The sequence below is a fragment of the Enterococcus hailinensis genome, from assembly GCF_045862035.1.
Classification (GTDB): domain Bacteria; phylum Bacillota; class Bacilli; order Lactobacillales; family Enterococcaceae; genus Enterococcus_A; species Enterococcus_A hailinensis.
Window position 1 is genome coordinate 103,727 of the sequence record NZ_BAAFRV010000002.1, and the last position, 25,858, is coordinate 129,584.

Genomic DNA, 25,858 nt, shown 5'->3' on the forward strand with positions numbered 1-25,858 from the left:
CAGAAAAAATCTTACCAACGATAATGAGCAAATGCACGGTTGGCTTCCGCCATTTTGTGTGTATCTTCGCGTTTTTTCACAGAAGCTCCAGTGTTGTTAGCAGCATCCATGATTTCTTTCGCTAAGCGTTCTTCCATTGTATGTTCGCCGCGTAAACGAGCGAAGTTTACAACCCAACGCAATCCTAAAGTAGTACGACGTTCTGGACGTACTTCAACTGGTACTTGATAGTTAGAACCCCCAACACGGCGAGCTTTAACTTCTAGTACAGGCATAATGTTTTCCATTGCTTGTTCGAAAACTTCCAACGGGTCATTTCCTGTTGATTCTTTGATTGTGCTAAAAGCGTTGTATACAATACTTGAAGCAGTACCACGTTTACCGTCAACCATTACACGGTTGATTAAACGAGTTACTAACTTAGAGTTATACATAGGATCTGGCAAAACATCGCGTTTTGCGATAGTTCCTTTACGAGTCATACGTAACTCCTCCTTCCGAAAATATGTCTTATCTATTCGTTTGATTAAGCTTTAGGTTTTTTAGTACCGTATTTAGAACGGCTTTGTTTACGATCGTTAACACCCGCAGTATCTAGTGCACCACGAACGATATGATAACGTACCCCTGGTAAATCTTTTACACGTCCACCACGTAAAAGAACAACACTATGTTCTTGTAAGTTATGGCCGATACCTGGAATATAAGCTGTTACTTCGATTAAGTTTGACAAACGAACACGAGCATATTTACGTAACGCTGAGTTCGGTTTCTTCGGTGTCATAGTACCCACACGTGTACAAACTCCACGTTTTTGTGGTGAGTTAACGTTTGTTTGAGCTTTTTTAAAGCTGTTATATCCTTTGTTCAATGCTGGTGAATTTGATTTCTCCACCTTTGATTTACGAGGTTTACGTACTAATTGATTAATTGTAGGCATCCCTTGTTTCCTCCTTCCTCGATTCGCTTTCTAGTACCACACATCCTGGTGGTTCTTTTTCGGCGATAAAAAATAATGCATTCCTGCATTCCCTATCAAGCGTACCTTGACACAGTCAGCACGTCTCAGCGAGAGACCTGTTCACAAAGCACCTTTGATAGCATACCACGATAAAATATCTGTGTCAACAAACAGAATAACTTTTTTATTTGTTTTGTTTCACTTTATTTTTGTCACTATAATTCAATTAAAACTCGAGCTAAACTTTCGTTTTATATTTTTAAAGTTCTAAAAACCATTTAAATCAGGATTTTCTTTTTCGGTTATTTTTACTGAAAAGGCTATCTTTTTTTCTTTTTTCCGATTACAATAAACCTAACTTAGTTAAAGGTGGGAATTATCAATGAATTTGAAAGAGTTAGTCGGGATCGAAGCGGCAAAATATGTCAAAGACGGGATGACCGTAGGATTAGGAACTGGATCGACTGCCTACTATTTGGTAAAAGAATTAGGCCGCAGAGTAAATGAAGAAGGTTTAAAGATCACGGGTGTCGTTACCTCATCAAAAACTGAAGCACAAGCAAAAGAATTAGGAATACCGTTAAAAGCTATCGACGATGTAGAATCTGTAGATTTAACTATTGATGGCGCAGATGAAATCAGCGAAGATTTTCAAGGTATCAAAGGCGGCGGCGCAGCCTTACTATTTGAAAAAGTTGTCGCTACTTATTCAAAAGATTGCATTTGGATCGTTGATGAAAGTAAAATGGTCTCTCATTTAGGTAAATTCCCTCTTCCAGTAGAGGTTGTCCCTTTCGGCAGTCACAATATTTTCCGTTTATTCGAAGCGCGCGGTTATAACCCAACATGGCGCATGGATGAAGCTGGCCAAACATTAACAACCGACGGCGGACATTATATCATTGATTTGCACTTGGAAAAAATTGCCGATCCTCGCACTTTAGCAAAAGAATTAGATGAATGTGTCGGCGTAGTAGAACATGGTCTATTCATCGATATGATTTCTCGTGTGATCGTCGGTACTACTGAAGGACCGCAAACTTTGATCGTTCCTACAAAATAATTTGATAGAAAACCCTTTAATGAGCGTGTTTTGAGAAAAAACGCGCTCATTTTTATGGAAATCATTGCAAAAAAATTGTACAATGACTCAGTAATTGAAAATTTCAGAAATTTCAAAGGAGAGAATATTATGCCAAAATTAGTTTTTTCTCGTCACGGATTAAGTGAATGGAACAAATTGAACCAATTTACTGGTTGGGCAGACGTTGACTTGGCTCCAGAAGGTGTCGAAGAAGCAAAAGAAGGCGGACGTAAAATCAAAGAAGCAGGAATTGAATTTGATGTAGCTTATACATCAGTTTTAACTCGTGCAATCAAAACTTGTAACTATATTCTTGAAGAATCTGACCAACTTTGGGTACCAACAGTTAAATCTTGGCGCTTAAACGAACGTCACTATGGTAAATTACAAGGATTAAACAAAAAAGAAACTGCTGAAAAATACGGAGATGACCAAGTTCATATCTGGCGCCGTTCATACGACGTATTGCCTCCATTGATGGAAGCTACTGACGAAGGTTCAGCTGCTCAAGATCGTCGTTATGCAATGTTAGACCCTCGTGATATTCCTGGAGGAGAAAACTTAAAAGTTACTTTAGAACGTGCTTTACCTTTCTGGCAAGATGAAATCGCGCCTGCTTTGAAAGACGGCAAAACCGTTTTAGTTGCTGCTCACGGTAACTCACTACGTGCATTAGCTAAACACATCGAAGGTATTTCTGATGAAGATATCATGGACTTAGAAATCCCAACAGGTCAACCACTTGTTTATGACTTGAACGATGACCTAACAGTAGCTAAAAAATACTACTTATAATAAAAACATTTCCCGATTCACTGTGGTGAGTCGGGATTTTTTTCTTTTCAATTAATGATTTTACTATCGCTAGTATTAATGACCTCCAGCCGTTCTTTCCAAGCAGCACGCTCCGCTTCTCCGTCAAGGATCGATAATCAGTCACTTGAGCAATGATTTTAAGCGGTTGAGTACTCCGATATGGCTTGGTCGGATTTCCTGGAAATTTTTTATCATCTGTTACATTCGGATCGTCTTCAAAATCGCCCATTGGCTCGATTTGATAAACATATTCATCCCCATCACCTCTAGCTAATGCTGCCGCTAAACCTGCACCATCTTTTAAAGCTGTAAAGTAAATATGATTCATAATCACGTTCGGCCGATAATTTGAATGATGTCCCGCAGTTAAATAGTCTCCTACTTCTAACTTCACTTTTGTTCCATGATAAAAAGGTCCTTTTAGTTCTCTAGTCTCTATCGTCTTCACTCCCTCTCCCTGATATTAATCAATAGTATAAAAAAGTATGTGATCAATAAAATATTCTGCTTTTAAATTAAAAAAGACCCTGAGAGAGACTCAGCGTCTTTAAAATTAATCATGATTCAAAAAACTTGCAACCTTCGTAGCAATCAAATCAATCGCCACGTGATTTTCTCCGCCTTCTGGCACGATAATATCGGCATAACGTTTTGTGGGTTCAATAAATTGATGGTACATCGGTTTGACAACAGTCAAATATTGTTCGATCACAGAGTCTAATGTCCGGCCTCTTTCATTCATGTCACGTTTGATACGACGAATGATGCGAATATCATCATCTGTATCGACATAAATTTTGATATCCATCATATCGCGTAAACGTTCATCCTCTAAAATCATGATACCTTCCAAGATGATCACTTCTTGCGGTTCTTGGACATATGTTTCTTGACTCCGAGTATGCGCAACGTAATCATAAATCGGCACTTCAACTGATTGATAGTTCGTCAACTGTTTTAAATGTTCAATCAATAAATCTGTATCAAAAGCAAATGGATGATCATAATTCGTTGCCAATCGTTCTTCAAAACTGATACCGCTTTGATCTTTATAATAAGAATCATGTTCCAACATCATAATGGAATGATTGGGAAAACGACTGTAGATTGCGCGACTAACACTTGTTTTACCACTTCCCGAACCGCCCGTTACACCAATAATAATCGGCTTGTTTTTCATGCAAATAAAACCTCTTTCGTTTCTTCATTAGTCCCATTATAGCGGAACAATCTAAAATTACTATTAAAAACTCAAAAATCTTCTAAAATTTGATAGAGATCTGTTAGCTGGTTAATTTCAAATGTTGGTTTGATATCGGTTGTTTTGATACGTTTTGGATTCATCCAGATCGTATCGATACCCGCAACTTGACCTCCCTTGATATCCGAAGTCAAAGAATCACCAATAATAATAGTTTTTGTTTTATCTATAGTAGGAATTTCTGAAAAGATAATGTCAAAAAATTCCTTCATTGGTTTGTTGACGCCCATTTCTTCGGAAATAAAGATTTTTTTGAAAAAAGGCGCTAAACCTGATTGGGTTAATCGTTGATGTTGTGTTTCCGAAACACCGTTCGTCACGACATAAAGCTCCTTTTTCTGACTTAATTTCTCTACAACTTCTAAACTGTGATCCATCAACTGGTAACCCTGATTCAAATAATACCGATAACGAGCTTCTGTTTTTGGTCCGTCTACTTTGCGACCATATTGATCAAAGAAAATTCGGAAACGATTATTCAATAAATCTTGTCTTGATAATAATCCAGCTTCATGATCCCGCCAAAACCCTTGGTTCATTTGTTTATAGTTTTGCTTGACCTCAAGCGATGGTATTACTTCTAATTCTTCAAAAAGACTAGATAACGCTGCCTCTTCGGCTGCTTTAAAATCTAATAATGTGTCATCAATATCAAACAAAAGTGTGTCATAATTCATAAAATTACCTTCTATCTAAAATAAATTTTTAATTGATTTAATTCTGTTGCCGTCAACTGGCGGTAGTTACCTGGTTTCAAATCTGTTGGCAAGCGTAATGGACCCATGGTTAAGCGAGTTAATTTGATCACTTTTTTCCCTCGAGCCAAAAACATTTTTTTCACTTGATGAAACTTTCCTTCTTTGATCGTCAGCAACACTTCCGAATAAATCGGATTAGCCGTTAAAATAATCAGTTTAGCTGGACGACAGCGAATCCCTCCATGAAATTCGATGCCTTCAGCAAATGCTTCAACATCTTCGGCTGTCACTAATGCATTGATCGTCGCACGGTAAGTTTTATTTACTTTGGAATCTGGACGCAGTAACTCATAACCTAATTGGCCATTGTCTGTTAGTAAAAGCAGGCCTGTCGTATCACGATCTAAACGTCCTACAGGATACAATTCCGTCGGGCGCTCTTCTGGTAAAACTAATTCTGTCACCGTTTTAAATTTAGAATCTTTTTTAGCCGTCACGACGCCCGCTGGCTTATTCAGCAAATAATAAACGTGCTTTGTTTGCAGCACCTTTCCGTCTACTTCGATTTGATGCAAACGACTATCCACATTGCGCTGCTGATTCATCTCCGCTAGTCCATCAACGTGAACTTTCCGCATTAAAAATAGTCGTTTCATTTCTTTTCGTGTGGTCTTCAAATTTTCTTCGATTACTTTATCTAAACGCATGGCCCGCTCCTTAAAATATACGGGACTCATTATACCGAAATCCCCTTAAAAAACAACTGTTTCAATTTTTATCTTCACAGACGAATAGTTTTTTTATTATTTTTGAAAAAAAGCAAAAGGGTTTATCCTTGCATTTTATCTGCAAGAGTTCTACACTTTTAATATACGAGTCAGAGATTCGTATGATTAAGTGAATCGACACTCCGGTGTCAAAGGTTTCTCATACACAGCGTTATGACCTGGTAGAGAAAGTTGAACTCAAACTTTTTTGGACAGTTGTGTATACGACTGTCTTTTTGCGTTTTTCGCAAAGCCATTGTGCTGAGAATAACCCATCACTTAAATAAAATCTGTCTGATAAACCACAGACAGTCACATTTTAAGGAGGAATTTGGTTATGGCAGTATCATTGAAAGTAGAAGAAAGAGCAACTCGTCCCCGTTCCCTACGCAACAAATTACGTCACGAAGGAAAAGTTCCTGCAGTCGTAAATGGCTACAAGATCGAAAGCACATCTATCTCAATTGACGAAAGAGAATTTACTCGTCTATTGCGTGAAAATGGTGCCAACACTGTTTTCGCTATTGAAATCGGTGGAAAAAAAGTGAACACATTATTGCGTGAAGCACAATCAGACACCTTTACACGTCATTTAACTCACGTGGAACTATTATCCGTAAACTTGTCAGAAGAAACTGAAGCTGAAACTGAATTGAATTTAGTTGGTGAAGCTGCAGGAGTGAAAGCTGGCGGTGTGTTAACTCAAACACTTTATACAGTAACTGTTTCAGCAACTCCAGAAAAATTACCAGAAGGAATCGACGTTGATATTTCTAAATTAGAAATCGGCGATTCAATCTCTATTGCTGATCTCCCTAAAAACAGTGACTACTCAATCGTCACTGATGCAGAAGAACAAATTGCGTCTGTTCAAGAAGCTCAAGAGCTTCCTGAAGAAGATGAAGTTGCTGAAGGTGCAGAACCTGAAGTTATCGGCGAATCAACAGAAGAATAAGCACGAACTAGCGAGGTATGCTGAGGTTTCAGCATACCTTTTTCTTTTTATTTATCCGATCGATGGATTGAATCTTCTCACTTTTTGGATTAAACTATGTCACATACTTATTTAGACTTTCTTATAAGTTAAGAACAATCAGTGGTTTTTTTAGCTAAAAAGATTTACAATATATCACTACAAAGCTTATTTGCACTTTAAGTAAGTGATTCCAACTAAAGGGGGAAACATCTATGTTCGAAACATTCGATTCAAAAAAAAGCCGTTATGCCTCTGTCGGTGTGGTGTCCAGCTTACCAGGCGAGCTGATTGATAGTATCTGGTATATCATTGACTTAGACTTAAAGGGATTGATCCCATTAGAAAATATTTTAAGTTTTGATTTGATCAACAATAACGGTCATGTCACAATGCATTTCTCACAAGAAGATAGCAACGTTGAAATGGGGATTGATTTGCCATTTAATTATTCATATGAATTTCCACAAGAAGTCTATGCATATGATGATGGTCATCGTCAAACAATTTTATTACCCAATGAAATTCGTCAACGTTAGTAATAAAGACAGCCTTTTCTTAAGGGTTGTCTTTTTTTCTTAATAATTTGTTCCATACTCTTGCTTTCAGAAAATTTTATGGTAATATCATTCAGAAAATTTATTTAGAAAGTAGGAGAAAGATGAAAGAATTAACTCGTGGAAATCCCGCAAAATTGATTATTCTGTTTGCTTTGCCATTATTCGTAGGAAATGTTTTTCAGCAATTTTATAGTATGGTTGATATGGTTGTCGTAGGACAAACGTTAGGCAAGGATGCATTAGCTGCCGTTGGTGCGACTAGTAGTGTTAGTTTCTTGATTATTGGTTTTGCCCAAGGTTTGACTTCTGGTTTGTCGATTATTACAGCACAGCGCTTTGGAGCGAAAGATGCTCAAGGTGTACGCAAAAGTTTTGCCACTTCGATTTTGATTAGTTTAGGTGTTACGATTGTTTTGACGACACTAAGCTTACTGTTTTTACGACCTTTACTATTATTAATGCAGACGCCTCCCGAACTTTTAAATCAAGCACAAGAATTTATTTCAGTTATTTTAGCCGGTATTTTTGCTTCTATGAGTTTTAATCTTTTGTCGAATATGGTACGCGCTTTAGGTGACAGCCGTACACCACTCTTTTTCTTAGCTTTAGCCGTAGTCATCAATGTTGTACTAGATTTGATATTTATCATGTACTTCCATATGGGCGTTGCCGGAGCTGGATTTGCTACTGTTATTGCACAAGTCTTCTCTAGCTTGATGTGTATCTGGTTTATTCGTCGAAAAATCCCTTTGTTGCAAATCAATCGTAAACATTTTTCTTTTGATAAAGAAGAATTTCAAATTCATTTAAAATCAGCTTTGCCAATGGGATTCCAATCATCGATCATCGCGATCGGTGCCGTTATCTTACAATCGGCTTTGAACACACTAGGAACAGACGTCGTTGCTGCTCAAACAACCGCTAGCCGAATCGATCAATTAGCTATTTTACCGATGATGTCATTCGGTATCACGATGGCTACGTTCACCGCTCAAAACTTAGGAGCAAAAGAATACGGTCGGATCTTGCAAGGTGTGAAACAATGTTTGATGATGTGTATCGGCTTTGGGATTTTTGCAGGAATTTTAGTTGTTACATGCGGACATTTCTTTGTAGGACTTTTTGTTAGTCCTAGCGAAACACGTGTCTTTGAGTTAGCACAAATTTATTTCAACATCAACGGTTCGTTGTACTGGATTTTAGCGATTTTGCTTGTCTTACGCTATACCTTACAAGGTTTAGGTCAAGCAAAAATCCCAACACTTGCCGGGATCATGGAACTTGTGATGCGTTCTTTCGCAGCGATTATTTTGACTCATTCCTTCGGTTTTGCCGGTGCGTCTTTCGCTTCACCTCTAGCTTGGATGGGATCAACAGCTGTACTATTAGCTTCTTATTTTGCTGCAATGCGCAAATTAAAGAAACTCGATCAATCGCAAACATTTGAATTACAACAAATAAAGAGTGAAGCCTGATTATGGGCTCCACTCTTTTTCTTTGATGCTTATATTTTTCTTTCTTTTAGCCAAGTTTTTCTTGTTTCACCAACAATCAAAGGAACAGTCTCATAAGTCACTTCACTGTATTCGATCCCAAACCATCTTTCTGGTGCCACAGTGTGGTGTTTAATCGCCAAACGCGCTTGCATGACTTGACGATCCCATTTATCGACTTTAGTTACATTCGATAATTCTTCTTGGATCATCACGAAACGGAAATCTCCGACTTGTCTACCAGGTGTCAGTGAGTAATGTTGCGGTTGTTTCGGCAAACGTTCTTGTTTCATCAAATCATGGATGATCTGACGCAGATAGACATTCACATCTTGCGCAATTCGGAAACCTAGATACAATTTAACTTTTACAACAAAATCTGTCTCCATCATATCAATACTATACTCTTCTGTGTACGGTTCATCTGTTACTTCCACATTGACAAACCAATATACTTTTGCTCGTTTCAAACGTTTATCTAAAATCGAATAAACAAATTGTTGCGGAATATTATCTCCTTCTAAACGTGGTACTAAGAAAACCACATTCGTTTGATAATACGGAATCGTATCATCTTCACGCAGTTCTTTCAGCTGTGGCAGATAATCTCTTAAATTTACATCTTGACCCGCATTTTCTTGGACCCGATTACTACGATGCCAAATATACATCACACCTAAAATGATTACTGCCATGGCTACCGCTACGAAACCACCATGGAAGAACTTAGTCACACTCGAGATAAAGAAGAAACCTTCTAAAATACCAAAGAAAACAAGCATCAACGTCGCTACTATTTTTGATGTCCCGTTTTGCAACAAATAATGGTATAACAAGAAAGTCGTCATCAGCATAGTCACTGTGATCGAAAGACCATAGGCTGCTTCCATATGGCTAGAGGTTCGGAAAGTTAAAACAATAACCGAACAAGCAGCCCATAAAATAAGATTGATTGCTGGTATATACATCTGTCCGATACTTTTACCAGGATAAATGATGCGCATTCTTGGCAATAGTTTTAACTTTATTGCTTCAGAAACTAGGGTAAACGAGCCAGAGATCAAAGCTTGCGATGCAATAACTGCGGCAACGGTAGCAAATGCCACTCCAAAAATCATCCAGCCGTCAGGTAAAATCTGGAAAAAAGGATTTAAATTTTCGATTGCTTCAATCGAAACATCTCCTTTGGCGTGCAAAATCCAAGCAGCTTGTCCTGCATAATTCAGCATCAAACACACTAAGACGTAAGGCCAACTAAAATGAATATTCTTTTTACCGACATGGCCCATATCTGAATAAAGTGCTTCTGCTCCGGTAGTCGCTAGGAAAATACTTCCTAAAATAAAGACACCCATTTTATTATCTGGATTAAACAGCAGATGGACGGCATAATAAGGATTGATAGCTTTAATGACACTGAAATCATAAGGAATATTCAGGATCCCCATCAAACCTAAAAATGTAAACCAGAGAAACATGACTGGCCCAAAGGCTTTTCCAACAAAATCTGTTCCAAAACGTTGAATCAAAAATAAGAACAATAGAATAATTAAAGTAATGATAACAATGATATTTTGATTATTGCCAAATTTTTGATAAAAATCAGGAATTCCACGTAGACCTTCGATCGCTGTAGTCACGGTCACTGCTGGAGTCAGTACACCATCTGCTAATAAAGCAGCCCCACCGATCATCGCAGGAACAATCAAGTATTTCCCACCTTTACGTACCAAGGTGTATAGAGAGAAGATCCCGCCTTCACCATGATTGTCTGCTCGTAAAGCAATCAAAACATATTTGACTGTTGTTAAAAGCATGACTGTCCAAAAAACCAATGAGACCGATCCTAGTACAAAATCTTTAGTGACTGTCTCTAACCCACCATTCGATTCTAAAATAGCTTTCATCACATACAACGGACTTGTTCCAATATCACCATAAACAACACCCATCGCAATCAGTAATCCTGCTGCTGAGAGCCTTCGCATATGATCTTTTTTCTTTTCCATTCTGCACACTCCTAAGATAAATAATCGCCTATTCGGCTGTATCTGTTTTATGAAGAAAGCACATTGAATACAAAAAAAGACCTAAACAACAGCTTTCACTATTGTTTAGGTCTTGCAAATTATCTCTTAGACCAGTGCCAAGCACTAGTTGTTGATCTAAAAGCATAGAATATTATTCTATGTTGCTACTCCCCTAAAACTTATCCGTATTATCCGACTTAATAATAGGTTTGTCAAAGAAAATATTCATTTTCAAGCTTATTTTTCTTCTTTTTTGCCGTCTTCTTCGGTTAACATCGCTTTACGAGATGCATTAACACGGCCTTGACGGTCGATTTCAGTTACTTTCACTAAGACTTCATCGCCTAGTTTAACTACATCTTCTACTTTATTCACACGTTCATTTGCAAGTTGAGAAATATGCACTAACGCATCTTTTCCTTTGATCAAGTTAACAAATGCACCGAATTTTTCAACGCGGACAACTTTACCTAAGTAAACTTCGCCGACTTTCACTTCTTTTGTTAATTCTTCAATAATCTTGATGGCTTTTTGGATCATTTCAGCGTCAGATGAAGCGATGCTGACATTGCCATCTTGATCGATATCGATTTTAACGCCAGTTTCTTCAATGATTCCATTGATTGTGTCTCCGCCTTTACCGATAACTGTTTTGATCTTATCTGGATCGATCTTGATCATTTCGATTTTCGGTGCGTATTGACTTAGTTCTTTACGTGGTTCAGCAATTGTGTCTGTTAAGACTTCTAAGATTTCCATCCGCGCTTTTTTCGCTTGTGTTAAGGCTTCAGAAAGGATTTGTTCAGTGATACCTTGGATTTTGATATCCATTTGTAAAGCTGTGATACCATCTTTTGTTCCTGCAACTTTAAAGTCCATATCGCCAAGATGATCTTCAAGACCTTGAATATCGGTTAAAATCGTGTAGTTTTCGCCATCAGAGACAAGTCCCATAGCGATTCCAGCAACAGGGGCTTTGATTGGCACACCTGCATCCATCAATGCTAAAGTACCCGCACAGATACTTGCTTGAGATGAAGAACCGTTTGATTCCAATACTTCCGCAACTAAACGAATTGTGTAAGGGAAATCTTCTTCACTTGGAATAATTTGAGCTAACGCACGTTCACCTAATGCTCCGTGTCCAATTTCACGACGACCTGGAGAACCAGCGCGTCCAGTTGAACCTACAGAAAATTGAGGGAAATTATAATGATGGATGAATCGTTTACTTTCAACCGAACCTAATCCATCAATAATTTGGTGTTCGCCTAGCGGAGCTAATGTACAAGCAGATAGTGCTTGTGTTTGTCCCCGAGTGAATAGACCTGAACCATGAACTCGTGGTAAAAGACCTGTTTCAGCAGCTAATGGACGAATTTCATCTAATTTACGGCCGTCAGGACGGATCTTGTCAATCGTGATCAACTCGCGAACTACATCTTTTTCAAGATCTTCAGCGATTTGCTTAACTTCTTTTGTTAAATGCGCTGCGTCTTCGTGATCCGCAAATTTTTCAGCGTAAACTTCTTTCACTGTTGCTTTTACTTTTTCGATCTCGTCTTCACGCGCTAATTTATCCATTGTCATTACGGCTGTTTTCATTGTTTCATAGTAGCCAGCAAAAATTTCTTTTTTCAATTCAGCATCGACTTGCAATAAAGAAACTTCCATTTTTTCTTTACCAACAGCAGCGACGATTTCAGATTGGAAAGCAACCAGTTCTTTGATTGCATCGAAACCAAATAATAACGCACCTAACATATCTTCTTCAGATACTTCTTTGGCACCAGATTCTACCATATTAATGGCTTGTTTTGTTCCAGCAACAGTTAAATCGATATCTGACTGTGCATGTTGTTCAACTGTAGGATTTAAAACATATTCACCGTTCACGCGACCTACATCGACACCTGCAATCGGTCCGTCGAATGGAATATCTGAAATTGCTAATGCTAAAGAAGAACCAAACATTGCAGCCATTGATGGTGAGCAATCTTGTTCCACACTCATTACAACGTTTGTTACTTGGACTTCATTACGAAAACCATCTGCAAACATTGGACGAATCGGACGGTCGATCAAACGAGCAGTCAAAGTCGCTTCAGTACTTGGACGTCCTTCACGCTTGATGAAGCCGCCAGGGATTTTTCCGACTGCATACATTTTTTCTTCGTAGTTGATTGTTAATGGGAAAAAGTCGGTATCTTTTGCTTCTTTTGAAGCTACTGCAGCGCTTAATACAACAGTATCGCCATAGCGAACCAATACAGCACCATTTGCTTGTTTGGCAAGCTGACCGATTTCAACTTGCAGAGGACGTCCGCCCCAAGTGGTTTTAAAAACTTGTTTTTCTGACATAATTTCTCCTTTTCCCTTTGACCAGTGCGACGCTACTAAACAAATGGAAATAGCGGTTGAACAATTCAACTGCTACTTGCATTTGGTTAGTAGAGTGACAACACGCTAATCAAATGGGCTTTTATTTTTTCTGAGCGAAACTCAGACATTTTCAGTTTTCAATCATAACTAGCAAAAAAAGTGAGATTCCTAGGAACCTCACTTTCATAGTAGTACGAATTAACGACGTAGTCCTAGACGTTGGATTAATTCACGGTAACGTTGGATGTCAGTTTTACGTAAGTAAGCTAACAAGTTACGACGATGTCCAATTTTTTTCATAAGGCCACGGTATGAATGGTGGTCTTTTTTGTGGGTACGTGCATGCTCATTCAATTGATTGATATCTTCCGTTAATACAGCAATTTGTACTTCTGGAGAACCAGTATCTCCTTCATGGCGTGCAAAATCATTGATGATTTCGTTTTTACGTTCTTTTGAAATTGCCATGTTTTTCACCTCTTTCTGATTTTTCCCTATGACTGAGTAAAGCGTTGGTGACTCGCCTAACCAAGTGATAGGTGGTGTGTCTATGCACACTCTAATACTTTACTCGATTCGGCTTGAAAAATCAAGCTATACAACATTTTAACTCTTACTTTTGAAATCATTACAAATTTTTTAAAGAACAGATAAAGAAAAACAGTTTTTTTACCTTACTTATTTTTTGTGTTAAACTAACGTGATGAAAACATGTCTGAGAGGAGACTTTTTTTATGATCACAATGGATGATATTATTCGGGAAGGCAATCCAACCTTGCGCGCAGTCGCAAAAGAAGTCCCAATCCCTCCAACTGCTGAAGACGTGGAACTTGGTAATGAAATGTTGCAATTTCTAAAAAATAGTCAAGATCCCGTAAAAGCAGAAGAATTACACTTACGTGGTGGAGTTGGTTTAGCGGCTCCCCAATTAGATATTTCAAAACGGATCATTGCTGTTCACGTTCCAAGCACTGACCCAGAAAAGCCAGAAAGTAGTTTAAGTACGGTTATGTATAATCCAAAAGTCTTGAGCCATTCTGTTCAAGAAGCTTGCCTTGGCGAAGGTGAAGGCTGTTTATCCGTTGACCGTGAAGTACCAGGTTACGTTATACGCGCTGCTCGTATCACCGTTTCTTATTTTGATGCAGCAGGTGAAGCACACAAAGTTCGCCTTAAAAACTATGAAGCAATCGTAGTTCAACATGAGATCGACCATATCAACGGCATCATGTTCTACGATCATATCAATGATAAAAATCCATTACATTTAAAAGATGGCGTGCTAGTCATCGACTAACTACAAAAAAAACAAGGACAAAAGTAAAAATACTTTTGTTCTTGTTTTTTTTACCTATATAAAGATCAGAAGGCGATTAGTTTCTAAACAGTTTTTTTAAATTCTTTCTTCATATAAGATACCTGCTTTAGCAAGGGCTTGCTCGATTTCAGCTAAATTTCCGATACTTTCATAGGCAATCGTATGCAAGTGGATGCCATCTGTTAATTCAGATAAAAAAGCGGCCTGATATTTTTGGGCTGCCAATAAAAAGCGGTCAATATCTTTTTGCGATGCCACGTGGAGTCCGCCAGCTAACTCGCCATACAAGGGATGCTCCACAATCACATCGATGACTTCTCCGCCATGTTCCACGATGATACGCAACTCTTCTTCTGCCTGTGAACGACCGTGTTGGACGGCAATTTTACTAACTAATTTTTTTGATTCTCTTTCTAATAAATAGCCTCTAGCAGTTGCGACAATATTTTCACCGGCTGCTCGTAACAAAGCCACATCTCCAACAACGATCTGACGACTAACTCCAAATTCCTTAGCGAAGCTCGTAGCGCTGATCGGTTTTTCGGTTTCTTGCAATGCGGCTAAAATCTGTGCTTTTCTGTGATCGCCATCAATCATGTTTGTTTAACCGCCCTTCTTGATAGTTACGTGATTGTTTCATGATATCTTTAAACGTCTCAACGATTGTTTCACGGTAGGTTTCATCTTTTACAGCCTCCGCGATCTTTTGTAATACAACTTGTTCACGATTAGTGTCTAAAACAGCCTTTTTCGTTTGCGCTTTATAGGCTGTCACTTCTGATACAGCGGACATACGTTTTTCTAAAAGATTGACCAGCTCTTGATCAATCTGATCAATTTTTTTACGTGCTTCAGTCAATTGATCTTTTTTAGGTTCTTCTTCAATCGTTTTAATGATTTGTGCAGGATTGCCTCCCACGACAACATTATCAGGAAATGATTTTGTTACTACTGATCCGGCTGCCACTACAACATTGTCGCCTAATGTTACCCCAGGGACAATTACAGCCGCTCCACCGATCCAAACATTGTCGCCAATTGTAATTGGCTTTCCTAATTCTAAACCACTATTGCGTTTTACTGGCTCAATGGGATGGCTTGCTGTATATAGTTGGACGTTTGGTCCGAACATACAATTATCACCGATCGTAATCGGACAAATATCTAGAAAGACATTATGGAAATTGCAATAAAAATTCTCTCCTACAAAAATATTGTATCCATAGTCAAAAGAAATCGACGGCTCAATATACACATGGTTTTTCGTTCCACCAAATGCCTCTTTCACGAATATTTCTCGTTTAGTTTTATCCGTTTCTTGATTGATTGCTCGCAATTTTACTCGAGCATCCTTTCGATCCGCAGATAATTCAGGATCACCGGCAAAATATAATTTTCCAGCGATCATCTTTTCTTTTTCTGTTAATTCCACGTATAGTTCCTCCTAGTAGTTCTTGTTTGAATGTTCATATATTAAAAAAATCCCGTTCATTGATCTAATTGTTGAAAGACGGTTGTACCATCTGTTTGAACAAACTGATAGTCGCCCGCTAAATAGATGGGCGTTTTATTGATGACGATTATTTGCGTGTTGTTATTTTTTTCATAAACCAAATCACAAAATGGATGGACCTGAAAACTCGTTCCTACAATTACGATCAATTCTGCCTGTCGGACTGCCTGAACCGCTTGTTGGATCACGTCGTCGTCAAACCCCTCACCATATAAAACAATATCTGGTCGAAGCTGACCACCACAAGTCACATGACGGTCACTTATTAGATAATCACTCCAGGCGACAGTTTGTCTACATTGACGACAGTAACAATTATAAAGGGAGCCATGAAAATTTACCAATCGCTGACTTCCTGCAGCGGCATGAAGCCCATCGATATTTTGTGAAATCACCCATGCTTGTTTTGTACGTTCCATTTCTGCCATCATGCGATGAATCACATTAGGTTCAGCCTTTGTATGATATAAGTGTTTGACAAATGTATAAAATTTTTCAGGTTCATTGATCAGACATTCATTACTTAATAAATACTCTGGCGCTTCGATTCCATGATAAACACCTTGCAACGAACGGTAATCAGGTACTCCAGAAGGCGTCGATACTCCCGCCCCAGTAAGAAATGTGATTTTTGAACTCTTTTTAATAGTTTCAACTGCTTGATCTACTGTAATCTCCATTTTTTGTCACCTCATAAAACAGTATAATATAACTAACAAAATAACATAAAAAAATCCTGAGTAAACTTACTCAGGATAGTTTTTTTACAAACTTAATTGCTCTAAAATTTTTTCTGTGGTCAATCCAAACTCATTTTGTAAAAATTCTGGTGTTCCCACTTGTCCAAATTGATTATTTACACCAATTCGTTTTAACGGAATTGCTAATCCATTATCAGCTAAAACTTCAGCAACTGCACTGCCTAATCCACCAATTATTGAATGGTTTTCAATAGTCACCACACTCTTCTTACCTACTAATCTTTCTAGTAACAATTCCTCATCTAGTGGTTTAATCGTAAACATATCAATAACTTCCACAGATTGACCTTTTGATTCTAATGCTTTGGCAACTTCTAACGCCTCAGCAACTAACTGGCCTGCTGCAACAATCAACAGATCTTTTCCTTCACATAGTAAATTTCCCTTTCCAATTTCAAATGTCGAACCTGGAGCATAAATATTTTTTACACCCTTTCGATTTCCACGAACATAGTGGATACCTTCTAATCTTGCAAATTCTCTAATAATCCAGTCCATTTGAGTTTCATCAGCTGCATCACAAATTGTAACATTTGGAATTGATCTTAATAAAGCCACATCTTCCCAAGTAGTATGTGTTCCTCCGTTATGACCAGCTGCAAATCCTGGATCTGAACCAAAAATATTAATGGTATTTTTTGAATAGGCCCCAGAAAGATATATTTGATCCAATACTCGACGTGTAGCAAAAGGACCAAAGGTATGGATGAATGGTATATATCCCGTCAAACTTAATCCCGCTGCAACTCCAACCATGTTAGCCTCAGCAATTCCTACATTTATAAATCGTTCTGGCGAACTTTTACCAATGTCTGTCCATTTACTCGCTCCACCGAGATCAGCATCTAATGCAACTACCTTATCATTAACTTCCATAATATTCTTTAAAGCATCTACAACTGTTGTACGTAATTCTTTTCCAACTAGGTGCTCATCTACTAAATTAAACATACTATTCAGCACGCCCCTTTCTTAACTCAGATAAGGCTTGCTCTGTTGCCAGCTGCACTGATTCAGAATCAAATTTCACTGAATGATTGGCATCCATTTCTTCAAAAAATTTTATCCCTTGACCTTTAATTGTATCTAATACAATACAAACTGCTTGATTTTTAATTTCTTTACATTTATTAATGGCCTGATCGATTGCTAAAAGATTATCTCCCTTAACTTTTTGAGTTGCAAATCCAAAAGCTTGCATTTTTTTCTCAATATCAAAAGGATTTAGAATATCTTTGGTTGTTCCGTCTAATTGCTTTTTATTTTCATCAATAATCACAATACAATTATCCAGTTTAAAGTGAGCTAAGTATTGGAATGCTTCCCAACACTGACCTTCATTCAGTTCTCCATCACCAACTACTAAATAAACATAATTATCACTATGATTCATTTTTAATCCTGTAGCAATCCCTGCTGCTATAGATGTTCCCTGCCCTAAAGATCCTGTAGTGGCATCTACTCCTGGTGTTTTCATTCTGTCTGGATGAGATGGTAAATTTGTTCCACCTTCATTTAAGGTCCATAACCAATCTTCATCAAAGAACCCGACTGCAGATAGTGCGCTGTACAGAGCTGGGCCAGCATGCCCTTTGGATAATACTAAGCGATCCCTACTATCCCAAAATGGATTTTTAGAATTATATCGCATTTGTTTTCCGTATAATACAGCTAACAAATCGGCAATAGATAACGACCCACCAATATGTCCTGATCCTACTTTACGAATTGCTTCAATACTGTTAATACGTATCTTCGTAGCAAGTTCTTCTAGGTTTTCTAGTAATTCTTTATCCATATTTTTCTCCTTATTATTCAGAAACAGCTTCGCCTTTTTTATTATTGAAGAACACAGTTAAACCAATCAGCACTGCTAATACAGCGATAATACCTGAAATTACAACGATTTTCCCTCCCATATTAGCCAAGTTTCCTAAAAATATTCCAACTACTCCGTAATCAGTATCAGAGAAAGTTGAACCTTGGAATCCTAGATCGCCCATTACTGGCATCAATACTATTGGCATAAAACTGATGATTACACCGTGGACAAAAGAGCCAATTACTGCTCCTCTTAAACCGCCAGTTGCATTTCCATAAACTCCGGCTGTTGCTCCACAGAAGAAGTGTGGAACTACTCCTGGAATGATAACGGTAGTACCTGTAACTACCATGATAATAAGACTAACAATTCCCCCTACAAAACTTGTTAAAAATCCGATCAATACCGCATTAGGAGCATAAGGAAAAACGATTGGACAATCTAATGCTGGAATAGAATTTGGTACCAATCTTTCTGATATTCCTTTAAATGCGGGCACAATTTCTGCCAATATTAAACGAACACCTGCTAAAATAACAAAGACTCCCGCTGCAAATGAACCTGCTTGTTGTAAAGAATAGATAATATAATTTGTACCATCACTCAAATTTGTTGAAACAAATTCATTTCCCGCAAATAATGCTACAATTACATATACTACTGCCATTGTAATGGTAATACTTACAGTAGAATCACGTAAGAAAGATAGACCCTTTGGAAAGTTGATATCTTCTGTTGATTTTTCTTTATTTCCAACATATTTACCAATTAATCCACTAAGTGCATACCCAAAATTACCAGTATGTCCTAGAGCTACAGTGTCATTTTTTGTAATTTGTTTAGTAAAAGGCTGCGCAATAGCTGGGAAAATAGTATTGGCAATTCCTAAAGCTAATCCACCAAAAAATACTAAAGGTACTGTTCCCATTTTAGTAACACTTAAAATTACTGCTATCATACAAGACATATATAATGTTGCATGCCCTGTCAAATAGATGTATTTAAATCTTGTAAAACGTGCAATTAGGATATTAAATGCCATACCCACTAACATAATAAGTGCTGTATAAGTGCCATATTTAGTTAAAGCAAGTGCTACGATAGCTTCGTTATTAGGTACGACTCCTTGCATATTAAAAGCTGCTTGAAACATTTCTCCAAAGGGAGCTAAGGAGCCTTCAACAACCCCTGCTCCAGCTGTTACAACTAAGAAGCCCACAAAAGTTTTAATTCCGCCCTTAACGATCGATGCAGTATCTTTCTTTTGAAGTACATTTCCCAAAACTGCTATCAAAGCGACTAGCAATGCTGGTGTACTAGCAATATCAATTAAAATATCTAAAAACCCTTTCATTTATATCCCTCCCAATTAAATAATCTAAATTAATCCTTTTTCTTCACATACTGCTTTCACTTTTGTTTTTAATTCATCCATGTCAATAATACTATCTAAAACAATAACCTCGCCTAAGTGCTTAGCACTATCTGCTAAATCTGTACCAACAAAAAATACATCTGCTAAATCTGGTGTAGCACTTCCCATATCATAATGTGAAACTTCAACTCCATTAACGCCTAATTCTTGTAAACAACTATTGATGTTCATTTCTACCATAAAACTTGATCCTAATCCTGACCCACACACTGCTGCAAATTTCATTATAAATTCTCTCCTCTAGTTAAAATATTTTGTATTTCTTCTTTTGTTGTCGCTGTAAGTAAAGCATCTAAATTTTCTTTGTTTGATAATAATTTTGTTAAGCTGGATAATGCACGTAAATGTGCCTCATTGTCAATTGCTGCTAGACATACAAATATTTGTATTGCATGTTTTTCATCATCCAGTAGTAATACCGGTTTTTTTACTTTTAATAAAGACATACCTAATTCGTTTACTCCATCCTCTGGGCGCGCATGTGGTAGAGCAATTCCTTTACCAATATGGATAAATGGTCCATACTGATTTACTTTTTCAATCATTGCATCTGAATAACGAGACTCAATCTTTTTTGTATCTAACAAAGGCTGTGCCGCTAAACGGATGGCTTCTTCCCAATCAGATACTTCATCACTGATTTGAATCATTTCTGGAGTAATAAGTTCTGTTAGCATTGGACGTTTGTCCTCCTTTAGCTCAATTAATCGATTCATTTTCTTATTTATTAGCTTGTATAACTTCTCTTTAGTTACATTTTCTTTTAATTCAATATACGGGATTAATACATTTATAATTTCTTCAGCGCTTGGTAAAGAAAAACCAGGGATAAGTAGTTCTTCTTGAACCTGTTTAATCAATTGACTTTTTTCTAATTGTGACATTAATGGCTGTACAAGATATACTCGTTTACTTATGTCTAGAGGAATCGTTGAAAATACGACATCATAAGTATCTTCTGGTTCATTTTGCAATTGATTTACTGAACCCGCCTCTTTAAACTGAATAGTAGAAAATATTTTTTTTAATTCAGTCTGTAATATGAGTGAAGAACTTATCCCGCTTGGACATACAATTAAAGCACGAATTTCTTCTTTCTTAATTTCCTCTTTTTGATTAGATATAGCTCCACCAAATAGTATTGAAAAGAAACCTACCTCTTCTATGGGAATCTTTTTACCAACTACTTTCTCTAAAGGAGCTAATGATTTTTCTGTAAAATTAAATATTTCAGGATAATCCATTTTGATATTTTCTATTAAAACATTGGGTAAATGAAAGCCGCTATAAATTCTAAAATATGCCGGAACCAAATGATAAAATAGATTCATCAGTAGTTCGCGAAAATTTGAGAATTGAATGGCTGAATAATTTTCCATTTTATGAATAATTTCAGAAGAGCAATTTAAAAGAAAATCTAATTGAAAATCTCGGATCTCTCCTTGTAAAATAGTCATCATAATCATGGTTATATACCCAATATCAGCAGGATGAACATCAACAAAAATTGTTTGGCCAAATTTTTCACTAATTTGATACGCCATTAATGATTTTAAACTAGTTAATTCTTCAAAATCGCTTAAAAAATGTTTTTCAATACGCTTATGCATCAAACCAATAAAAATACTTGTTTCTTCTATTCTGCTAGGCACAATTTTCAAACCGAAACGATTAGTTTGTTCTTGAATCGTATCCCTAACCCGAGCATACAAGCATAGATCAAATTGATTTAACCAATACATTAAGCCAAATTCTCCAGATTTTTTTTGTAGCAAAAAAGAAACACAATTCTGAGCAAACCGCCGAATCTCTAATTCTTCTCCTTTTAAATAGAAACCTCGCTTTCTCGAATAAACTAATTCTATTTTTTGCACTGTTAAATGCGCTCGAAGTTTTTTTACATCCGCAATAACTGTCCCTTTAGACACCCCTAAAAAATCTTGGAAATGAAATAATGATAGTTCTTCAAAATCAGAAAAGCTAAGCAAATAAATTAACCATCTTCTTTGTTCTTCTGTATAGATAAAACAATTCTGTAAACTATTTACAAGTTTTCGTGTCCATCCCTCTGTCGACAAAGGAGAAATGAATATTTGTTGTTCATTTTTTTCATTGGATTCTACAAACATGTTCAATTCCGTTAATTGTTTTAGTAAAACATCCCCAGAAAGACCAGTCTGTTGTATTGCTTCTTCTAACGTTACGTAACGGTTAAAATTGTTGGATAGGAGATAGCTTATTTTGTAATTCACTTTCTCCTCACCTCCTAACTAAAGTATAATTTGTAAACGTTTCATTACCAACTATACTTCAGTACAATTTAGCAAATAAAAAATTGTTTATTTGTACCGAAGTATTTTTAAGAGTATTACTCATAAAAGATTACTATATCTATTCATCATAAAATATTTATATTCATTAACAATTTTAAATTTTAAAAGTTGGGGGAATTTAGCAAATAAAAAAACAATTAGCTATTATTTTTGGCTAATTTAAATGATTTTATTGACTTTTGTATTTTTAGGCTTTAGACTGTGAAACATAATAACTGAATACGAGATGCCTCAAATCAATGAGGTAGAGGTCGCGAACCTTATTAACCCTATGGAGTGTAGAGACACGATGAAATAGGTCTAGGAAGTTTCGCCGAAATGTATAGGATTCTCTTTATTCTGTATGTTGGGACGCAAGCTAAGAACTTGCGGACTGTCTTAGCAGTGATGCTAAGTTGCGCTATGTTTTTGTGAGAGGGAACATCATCTTCTTATTATTTGCAAGCGGCCTTATAGACTTTATTGGCGGCTTTTTTTGTTGCAAATTTTCCCAAAGACAGCATTACCCAATCTCGTAATTTCAAGAAAGGGAGAAATTATGAATAGAAGAAACTTTTCAGTTATCGCATTTATTGCTTTGTTTATTTCACTTTTTGCTGCACCATTAGTCAGCCATGCTGACGAAAAAACCCCTGAAGGAGAATTGAGAGTCGGTATGGAAGCCGGATATGCTCCTTTCAACTGGACCCAAAACAATGACCGCAATGGCGCTGTACAGATCCAAGGAGATAAATCTTACGCCGGCGGCTATGATGTCCAAATGGCAAAGAAAATCGCCGAAAAAATGAATCGTAAATTAGTCATCGTAAAAACTGAGTGGGATGGCTTACTACCTGCATTACAATCTGGAAAAATCGATGCGATCATCGCAGGAATGTCTCCTACAGCTGAACGTAGTAAAGAAATTGATTTTTCAGATCCTTATTATGAATCACAATTAGTTATCGTTACACGCAAAGATACCAAATATGCAAAAGCGACTTCGATCAAAGATTTCTCTGGTGCGAAAGTCACTGCCCAATTAAGTACATTCCATTACGACGTGATTTCACAAATACCTGGAGTCAACAAACAACAAGCGATGGATAATTTTCCAGCAATGCGTGTTGCCTTAGAGTCAGGAACTATTGATGGGTATGTCAGTGAACGCCCTGAAGGTGTAACAGCCGAAAGTGTCAATTCTGATTTGAAAATGGTCGAATTTGATGATGCAAATGGTTTCCAAACCAATCCAGAAGATGTTCAAGTCTCTGTCGGGATGCGTAAAGGCGACTCGGATGTTGCTCAAGTCAATCAAATTTTAGCGGGAATTTCAAAAGAAGAACGCGTAAAAATTATGGACCAAGCAATCAAAGATCAACCTGCTTCAGATGAAACTCAAAGTTCAAGCGGTAAGAAAGAAAATGTCTTTGTGCGCATCTTAAGACAAAACGGTATGATGTTCTTACGTGGTACAGGTGTGACATTGATGTTAGCAATCATTGGTACGACTGTTGGTACACTGATTGGCTTGTTAGTCGGTGTATTCCGTACACTGCCTGTTTCTGACAATAGTGCTAAGCGTGGTTTCCAAAAACTTTTTGGTTGGATCTTAAATGCTTACATTGAAATCTTCCGTGGTACACCGATGATCGTTCAATCCGCAGTTATCTACTACGGAATCGCAATGGCTTTCGGAATTGATTTAAATCGGACATTAGCTGCTTTGTTCATTGTTTCTATTAATACAGGTGCGTATATGTCTGAAATCGTTCGCGGCGGAATCTTCGCTGTCGATCTAGGTCAATTCGAAGCTGCACATGCCATCGGGATGACCCATGGTCAAACGATGCGGAAAGTTGTTTTACCGCAAGTACTACGTAATATCTTGCCAGCAACTGGGAATGAATTAGTGATCAATATTAAAGATACTTCCGTATTGAGTATCATCTCTGTTTCTGAATTGTTCTTCCAAGGGAAATCAGCTGCTGGAACGAACTATCTGTTCTTCCAAACGTACTTCATCATTTGTGTGATTTACTTTATCTTGACCTTCACAGCAACACGTATTTTACGTGTCGTTGAGAAAAAAATGGACGGCCCTTCTGCTTATGTACGTTTAGATGACGTAGATGTTGCAATTGGCGAAGACAAATAAAAATCAATCAGAAATTCGTATCAATTAGGGAGGATCATTATGAGTAGTATTATTGAAATCGAACATTTGAAAAAAAGTTTCGGCGATAATCTCGTCTTAAAAGATATCAACATGAATGTAAACAAAGGAGAAGTTGTCACGATTATTGGTGCATCTGGCTCTGGTAAATCTACCTTTTTACGTTGCATCAACTTATTAGAAACACCCACCGATGGAAAAATTATGTACCAAGGTGAAAATGTTTTAACTCCTGGTTATAACTTGCCAAAATATCGAACACATTTAGGAATGGTATTTCAATCATTTAATCTATTCAACAACATGAATGTATTGCAAAACTGTATGAGCGGACAACTAACGGTGTTAGGACGTAAAGAAGCGGAAGCTCGCAAAGTAGCTATTGAAAACCTAGAAAAAGTTGGCATGGCTCGCTTTATCGATGCTAAACCAGCCCAATTATCTGGGGGACAGAAACAACGGGTCGCCATTGCGCGTGCGCTGTCGATGGATCCTGAAGTGATGCTGTTCGATGAACCAACCTCTGCTCTAGACCCTGAAATGGTCGGTGATGTTTTACAAATTATGAAAAAATTAGCTGAGAGTGGATTGACCATGGTCGTTGTTACTCATGAGATGGCTTTTGCTAAGGAAGTCTCCGATCGCGTCATTTTTATGGATAAAGGCCTGATCGCAGAAGAAGGAACACCAGAAGATATCTTTGTTCATCCTAAAGAAGAACGAACAAAAGAATTCTTGCACCGTGTCTTACATCCACAAGCGTAATAAAAAAAGTCGTAGGAATAAAATCCTACGACTTTTTCTTTATTATTTTTTGATAATACTCATCAGCCTTTTGATATGAGATCACCCAAATCCCAGAGACTAAGAAACGTCCTATAATACCGATCGGCGGAAAAATAAAAATACCCGCTAACATTAATAAATTGATGATGATCGATAGCTTACTTCTTTGATCTTTTTTTAAAACTTGTGCGACCTTGCTATCAGGTTCGTTTGCTTGAATCAATTGTTTAGATAAGATACCATAAGAAAAACTCCACATCATATAAATGACCACATAGGAAAATTCAGGCCAGAAAGACTCTGGATTTCGCCCCACCCAACTCGTCACTGCTGGACACAATGTTAGCCAAAAAAGCCAAAAGATGTTTGCCCAAATCACTCGATAATCGATTCTATTCGCCAATTGCATCATCCGATGATGATTGACCCAAATGACTGCTACAAAAATAAAACTAACAATATAAGCAAATAATGTATTTGTGATGCTCACTAGAGAAGCTAACGTCGGCGCGTCAGGTATTTGAATGTTCAATACCAGCACTGTCAAGACAATTGCTACTACCCCATCTGTAAACGCTTCTAAACGTGACTTTGTCATTTTCTTCAACTTCTTTCTTAAAATATCATGAAATTTATTTTTTCTTTATGTAAATTTGGCCATATTTCTTCAGTTTATAACTGACAGTCTTATGTAAATAAAGTACAATAT

26 protein-coding genes and 1 riboswitch are annotated in these 25,858 nt (G+C 37.3%); of the genes, 8 read left to right on the top strand and 18 right to left on the bottom strand.

The features are described 5' to 3' along the window. Positions 1 to 11: 11 nt before the first annotated feature. On the bottom strand, positions 12 to 482 hold the full coding sequence (rpsG, locus tag ACKTSC_RS02315; protein ID WP_071857892.1) for a 30S ribosomal protein S7: 471 nt from the start codon (positions 480 to 482) through the stop codon (positions 12 to 14). Between the two features lie 44 nt (positions 483 to 526). Continuing rightward, positions 527 to 940, bottom strand: a complete 414-nt coding sequence (rpsL, locus tag ACKTSC_RS02320) for a 30S ribosomal protein S12 (protein WP_010742744.1) — start codon at positions 938 to 940, stop codon at positions 527 to 529. 403 nt (positions 941 to 1,343) lie between these two features. Here rpsL and rpiA point away from each other — a divergent pair, with 403 nt between their 5' ends. Next, entirely contained in the window at positions 1,344 to 2,024 is a 681-nt protein-coding gene (gene rpiA / locus ACKTSC_RS02325) for a ribose-5-phosphate isomerase RpiA (protein WP_407855080.1), read from the top strand. A 129-nt stretch (positions 2,025 to 2,153) separates the two neighbouring features. Next, a complete protein-coding gene (locus ACKTSC_RS02330) occupies positions 2,154 to 2,840 on the top strand; it encodes a 2,3-diphosphoglycerate-dependent phosphoglycerate mutase (RefSeq protein WP_332579830.1) in 687 nt (228 codons plus the stop codon). On the opposite strand, the gene ACKTSC_RS02335 is transcribed toward ACKTSC_RS02330, so the two are convergent. The 4 genes from ACKTSC_RS02335 to ACKTSC_RS02350 form a co-directional block, all read right to left on the bottom strand. Further along, positions 2,821 to 3,309: an NAD(+)--rifampin ADP-ribosyltransferase gene (locus tag ACKTSC_RS02335; protein ID WP_407856718.1), complete on the bottom strand. Its 489-nt coding sequence runs from the start codon at positions 3,307 to 3,309 to the stop codon at positions 2,821 to 2,823. The two genes, ACKTSC_RS02330 and ACKTSC_RS02335, sit on opposite strands and share 20 nt — an antisense overlap. Positions 3,310 to 3,414: 105 nt before the next feature. Further along, positions 3,415 to 4,041 (bottom strand): uridine kinase, encoded by a 627-nt coding sequence (udk, locus tag ACKTSC_RS02340; protein WP_332579831.1) that lies wholly within the window; start codon positions 4,039 to 4,041, stop codon positions 3,415 to 3,417. A gap of 71 nt (positions 4,042 to 4,112) precedes the next feature. Beyond that, complete coding sequence (locus tag ACKTSC_RS02345; protein ID WP_407856719.1) at positions 4,113 to 4,799, bottom strand: YjjG family noncanonical pyrimidine nucleotidase; 687 nt, start codon at positions 4,797 to 4,799, stop codon at positions 4,113 to 4,115. Positions 4,800 to 4,810: 11 nt separating this feature from the next. Further along, entirely contained in the window at positions 4,811 to 5,527 is a 717-nt protein-coding gene (locus tag ACKTSC_RS02350; protein WP_407856720.1) for a pseudouridine synthase, read from the bottom strand. A gap of 397 nt (positions 5,528 to 5,924) precedes the next feature. Between ACKTSC_RS02350 and ACKTSC_RS02355 the strand changes: the two genes are divergently transcribed. From ACKTSC_RS02355 to ACKTSC_RS02365, 3 genes are all read left to right on the top strand, one after another. Continuing rightward, the gene (locus tag ACKTSC_RS02355) at positions 5,925 to 6,542 is read left to right on the top strand and encodes a 50S ribosomal protein L25/general stress protein Ctc (RefSeq protein WP_407856721.1); all 618 of its coding nucleotides are present in this window, start codon (positions 5,925 to 5,927) and stop codon (positions 6,540 to 6,542) included. Positions 6,543 to 6,775: 233 nt separating this feature from the next. Beyond that, positions 6,776 to 7,099 carry a DUF960 domain-containing protein gene (locus ACKTSC_RS02360; protein WP_332579835.1) on the top strand — a complete coding sequence of 108 codons (324 nt, stop codon included), beginning with the start codon at positions 6,776 to 6,778 and terminating at the stop codon, positions 7,097 to 7,099. Between the two features lie 122 nt (positions 7,100 to 7,221). Beyond that, the gene (locus tag ACKTSC_RS02365) at positions 7,222 to 8,595 is read left to right on the top strand and encodes an MATE family efflux transporter (RefSeq protein ID WP_407855084.1); all 1,374 of its coding nucleotides are present in this window, start codon (positions 7,222 to 7,224) and stop codon (positions 8,593 to 8,595) included. Between the two features lie 29 nt (positions 8,596 to 8,624). On the opposite strand, the gene ACKTSC_RS02370 is transcribed toward ACKTSC_RS02365, so the two are convergent. From ACKTSC_RS02370 to rpsO, 3 genes are all read right to left on the bottom strand, one after another. Next, positions 8,625 to 10,622: a KUP/HAK/KT family potassium transporter gene (locus tag ACKTSC_RS02370; protein WP_407856722.1), complete on the bottom strand. Its 1,998-nt coding sequence runs from the start codon at positions 10,620 to 10,622 to the stop codon at positions 8,625 to 8,627. A 258-nt stretch (positions 10,623 to 10,880) separates the two neighbouring features. Continuing rightward, a complete protein-coding gene (gene pnp, locus ACKTSC_RS02375; RefSeq protein ID WP_332579838.1) occupies positions 10,881 to 13,004 on the bottom strand; it encodes a polyribonucleotide nucleotidyltransferase in 2,124 nt (707 codons plus the stop codon). 219 nt (positions 13,005 to 13,223) lie between these two features. Further along, positions 13,224 to 13,493, bottom strand: coding sequence for a 30S ribosomal protein S15 (gene rpsO / locus ACKTSC_RS02380; RefSeq protein WP_332579839.1), 270 nt, complete (start codon positions 13,491 to 13,493; stop codon positions 13,224 to 13,226). A 266-nt stretch (positions 13,494 to 13,759) separates the two neighbouring features. Here rpsO and def point away from each other — a divergent pair, with 266 nt between their 5' ends. Further along, complete coding sequence (def, locus tag ACKTSC_RS02385) at positions 13,760 to 14,323, top strand: peptide deformylase (protein WP_407856723.1); 564 nt, start codon at positions 13,760 to 13,762, stop codon at positions 14,321 to 14,323. Positions 14,324 to 14,419: 96 nt separating this feature from the next. Here the strand turns inward: def and ACKTSC_RS02390 are convergent, their stop codons facing one another. The 8 genes from ACKTSC_RS02390 to ACKTSC_RS02425 form a co-directional block, all read right to left on the bottom strand. Next, positions 14,420 to 14,941 carry a transcription repressor NadR gene (locus ACKTSC_RS02390; RefSeq protein WP_332579841.1) on the bottom strand — a complete coding sequence of 174 codons (522 nt, stop codon included), beginning with the start codon at positions 14,939 to 14,941 and terminating at the stop codon, positions 14,420 to 14,422. Continuing rightward, positions 14,934 to 15,776 carry a chorismate mutase gene (locus ACKTSC_RS02395; RefSeq protein WP_332579842.1) on the bottom strand — a complete coding sequence of 281 codons (843 nt, stop codon included), beginning with the start codon at positions 15,774 to 15,776 and terminating at the stop codon, positions 14,934 to 14,936. The genes ACKTSC_RS02390 and ACKTSC_RS02395 overlap by 8 nt, the downstream gene beginning before the upstream one ends. A 56-nt stretch (positions 15,777 to 15,832) precedes the next feature. Continuing rightward, positions 15,833 to 16,537, bottom strand: a complete 705-nt coding sequence (locus tag ACKTSC_RS02400; protein ID WP_332579843.1) for an NAD-dependent protein deacylase — start codon at positions 16,535 to 16,537, stop codon at positions 15,833 to 15,835. An 84-nt stretch (positions 16,538 to 16,621) separates the two neighbouring features. Beyond that, complete coding sequence (locus ACKTSC_RS02405) at positions 16,622 to 17,569, bottom strand: transketolase family protein (RefSeq protein WP_407855151.1); 948 nt, start codon at positions 17,567 to 17,569, stop codon at positions 16,622 to 16,624. 1 nt (position 17,570) lies between these two features. Continuing rightward, positions 17,571 to 18,416 (bottom strand): transketolase, encoded by an 846-nt coding sequence (locus ACKTSC_RS02410; protein WP_407855088.1) that lies wholly within the window; start codon positions 18,414 to 18,416, stop codon positions 17,571 to 17,573. A 13-nt stretch (positions 18,417 to 18,429) separates the two neighbouring features. Beyond that, entirely contained in the window at positions 18,430 to 19,794 is a 1,365-nt protein-coding gene (locus tag ACKTSC_RS02415; RefSeq protein WP_407856724.1) for a PTS ascorbate transporter subunit IIC, read from the bottom strand. 24 nt (positions 19,795 to 19,818) lie between these two features. Further along, the gene (locus tag ACKTSC_RS02420) at positions 19,819 to 20,100 is read right to left on the bottom strand and encodes a PTS sugar transporter subunit IIB (protein ID WP_407856725.1); all 282 of its coding nucleotides are present in this window, start codon (positions 20,098 to 20,100) and stop codon (positions 19,819 to 19,821) included. Next, entirely contained in the window at positions 20,100 to 22,127 is a 2,028-nt protein-coding gene (locus ACKTSC_RS02425; RefSeq protein WP_332654181.1) for a BglG family transcription antiterminator, read from the bottom strand. Before ACKTSC_RS02425 ends, ACKTSC_RS02420 begins: the two co-directional genes overlap by 1 nt. 318 nt (positions 22,128 to 22,445) lie before the next feature. Further along, a riboswitch (Lysine riboswitch) is annotated at positions 22,446 to 22,619 on the top strand. A 127-nt stretch (positions 22,620 to 22,746) separates the two neighbouring features. Between ACKTSC_RS02425 and ACKTSC_RS02430 the strand changes: the two genes are divergently transcribed. Both ACKTSC_RS02430 and ACKTSC_RS02435 read left to right on the top strand, forming a co-directional pair. Next, positions 22,747 to 24,345 carry an ABC transporter permease subunit gene (locus tag ACKTSC_RS02430; protein WP_407855090.1) on the top strand — a complete coding sequence of 533 codons (1,599 nt, stop codon included), beginning with the start codon at positions 22,747 to 22,749 and terminating at the stop codon, positions 24,343 to 24,345. 39 nt (positions 24,346 to 24,384) lie between these two features. Then, complete coding sequence (locus tag ACKTSC_RS02435) at positions 24,385 to 25,128, top strand: amino acid ABC transporter ATP-binding protein (protein WP_332579850.1); 744 nt, start codon at positions 24,385 to 24,387, stop codon at positions 25,126 to 25,128. 25 nt (positions 25,129 to 25,153) lie between these two features. Here the strand turns inward: ACKTSC_RS02435 and ACKTSC_RS02440 are convergent, their stop codons facing one another. Then, the gene (locus ACKTSC_RS02440) at positions 25,154 to 25,747 is read right to left on the bottom strand and encodes a TMEM175 family protein (protein WP_407855091.1); all 594 of its coding nucleotides are present in this window, start codon (positions 25,745 to 25,747) and stop codon (positions 25,154 to 25,156) included. Positions 25,748 to 25,858 lie beyond the last annotated feature (111 nt).

Bases quoted from the DNA above. Each gene is read 5' to 3' on its own strand.
- ACKTSC_RS02390 (WP_332579841.1), bottom strand. From the start codon at position 14,941: ATGATTGATGGCGATCACAGAAAAGCACAGATTTTAGCCGCATTGCAA.
- ACKTSC_RS02360 (WP_332579835.1), top strand. From the start codon at position 6,776: ATGTTCGAAACATTCGATTCAAAAAAAAGCCGTTATGCCTCTGTCGGT.
- ACKTSC_RS02345 (WP_407856719.1), bottom strand. From the start codon at position 4,799: ATGAATTATGACACACTTTTGTTTGATATTGATGACACATTATTAGAT.
- ACKTSC_RS02410 (WP_407855088.1), bottom strand. From the start codon at position 18,416: ATGGATAAAGAATTACTAGAAAACCTAGAAGAACTTGCTACGAAGATA.
- ACKTSC_RS02435 (WP_332579850.1), top strand. From the start codon at position 24,385: ATGAGTAGTATTATTGAAATCGAACATTTGAAAAAAAGTTTCGGCGAT.
- def (WP_407856723.1), top strand. From the start codon at position 13,760: ATGATCACAATGGATGATATTATTCGGGAAGGCAATCCAACCTTGCGC.
- ACKTSC_RS02405 (WP_407855151.1), bottom strand. From the start codon at position 17,569: ATGTTTAATTTAGTAGATGAGCACCTAGTTGGAAAAGAATTACGTACA.
- ACKTSC_RS02430 (WP_407855090.1), top strand. From the start codon at position 22,747: ATGAATAGAAGAAACTTTTCAGTTATCGCATTTATTGCTTTGTTTATT.
- ACKTSC_RS02415 (WP_407856724.1), bottom strand. From the start codon at position 19,794: ATGAAAGGGTTTTTAGATATTTTAATTGATATTGCTAGTACACCAGCA.
- rpsO (WP_332579839.1), bottom strand. From the start codon at position 13,493: ATGGCAATTTCAAAAGAACGTAAAAACGAAATCATCAATGATTTTGCA.
- rpiA (WP_407855080.1), top strand. From the start codon at position 1,344: ATGAATTTGAAAGAGTTAGTCGGGATCGAAGCGGCAAAATATGTCAAA.
- ACKTSC_RS02400 (WP_332579843.1), bottom strand. From the start codon at position 16,537: ATGGAGATTACAGTAGATCAAGCAGTTGAAACTATTAAAAAGAGTTCA.
- ACKTSC_RS02370 (WP_407856722.1), bottom strand. From the start codon at position 10,622: ATGGAAAAGAAAAAAGATCATATGCGAAGGCTCTCAGCAGCAGGATTA.
- ACKTSC_RS02330 (WP_332579830.1), top strand. From the start codon at position 2,154: ATGCCAAAATTAGTTTTTTCTCGTCACGGATTAAGTGAATGGAACAAA.
- ACKTSC_RS02365 (WP_407855084.1), top strand. From the start codon at position 7,222: ATGAAAGAATTAACTCGTGGAAATCCCGCAAAATTGATTATTCTGTTT.
- ACKTSC_RS02350 (WP_407856720.1), bottom strand. From the start codon at position 5,527: ATGCGTTTAGATAAAGTAATCGAAGAAAATTTGAAGACCACACGAAAA.
- pnp (WP_332579838.1), bottom strand. From the start codon at position 13,004: ATGTCAGAAAAACAAGTTTTTAAAACCACTTGGGGCGGACGTCCTCTG.
- ACKTSC_RS02440 (WP_407855091.1), bottom strand. From the start codon at position 25,747: ATGACAAAGTCACGTTTAGAAGCGTTTACAGATGGGGTAGTAGCAATT.
- rpsG (WP_071857892.1), bottom strand. From the start codon at position 482: ATGACTCGTAAAGGAACTATCGCAAAACGCGATGTTTTGCCAGATCCT.
- udk (WP_332579831.1), bottom strand. From the start codon at position 4,041: ATGAAAAACAAGCCGATTATTATTGGTGTAACGGGCGGTTCGGGAAGT.
- ACKTSC_RS02420 (WP_407856725.1), bottom strand. From the start codon at position 20,100: ATGAAATTTGCAGCAGTGTGTGGGTCAGGATTAGGATCAAGTTTTATG.
- ACKTSC_RS02355 (WP_407856721.1), top strand. From the start codon at position 5,925: ATGGCAGTATCATTGAAAGTAGAAGAAAGAGCAACTCGTCCCCGTTCC.
- rpsL (WP_010742744.1), bottom strand. From the start codon at position 940: ATGCCTACAATTAATCAATTAGTACGTAAACCTCGTAAATCAAAGGTG.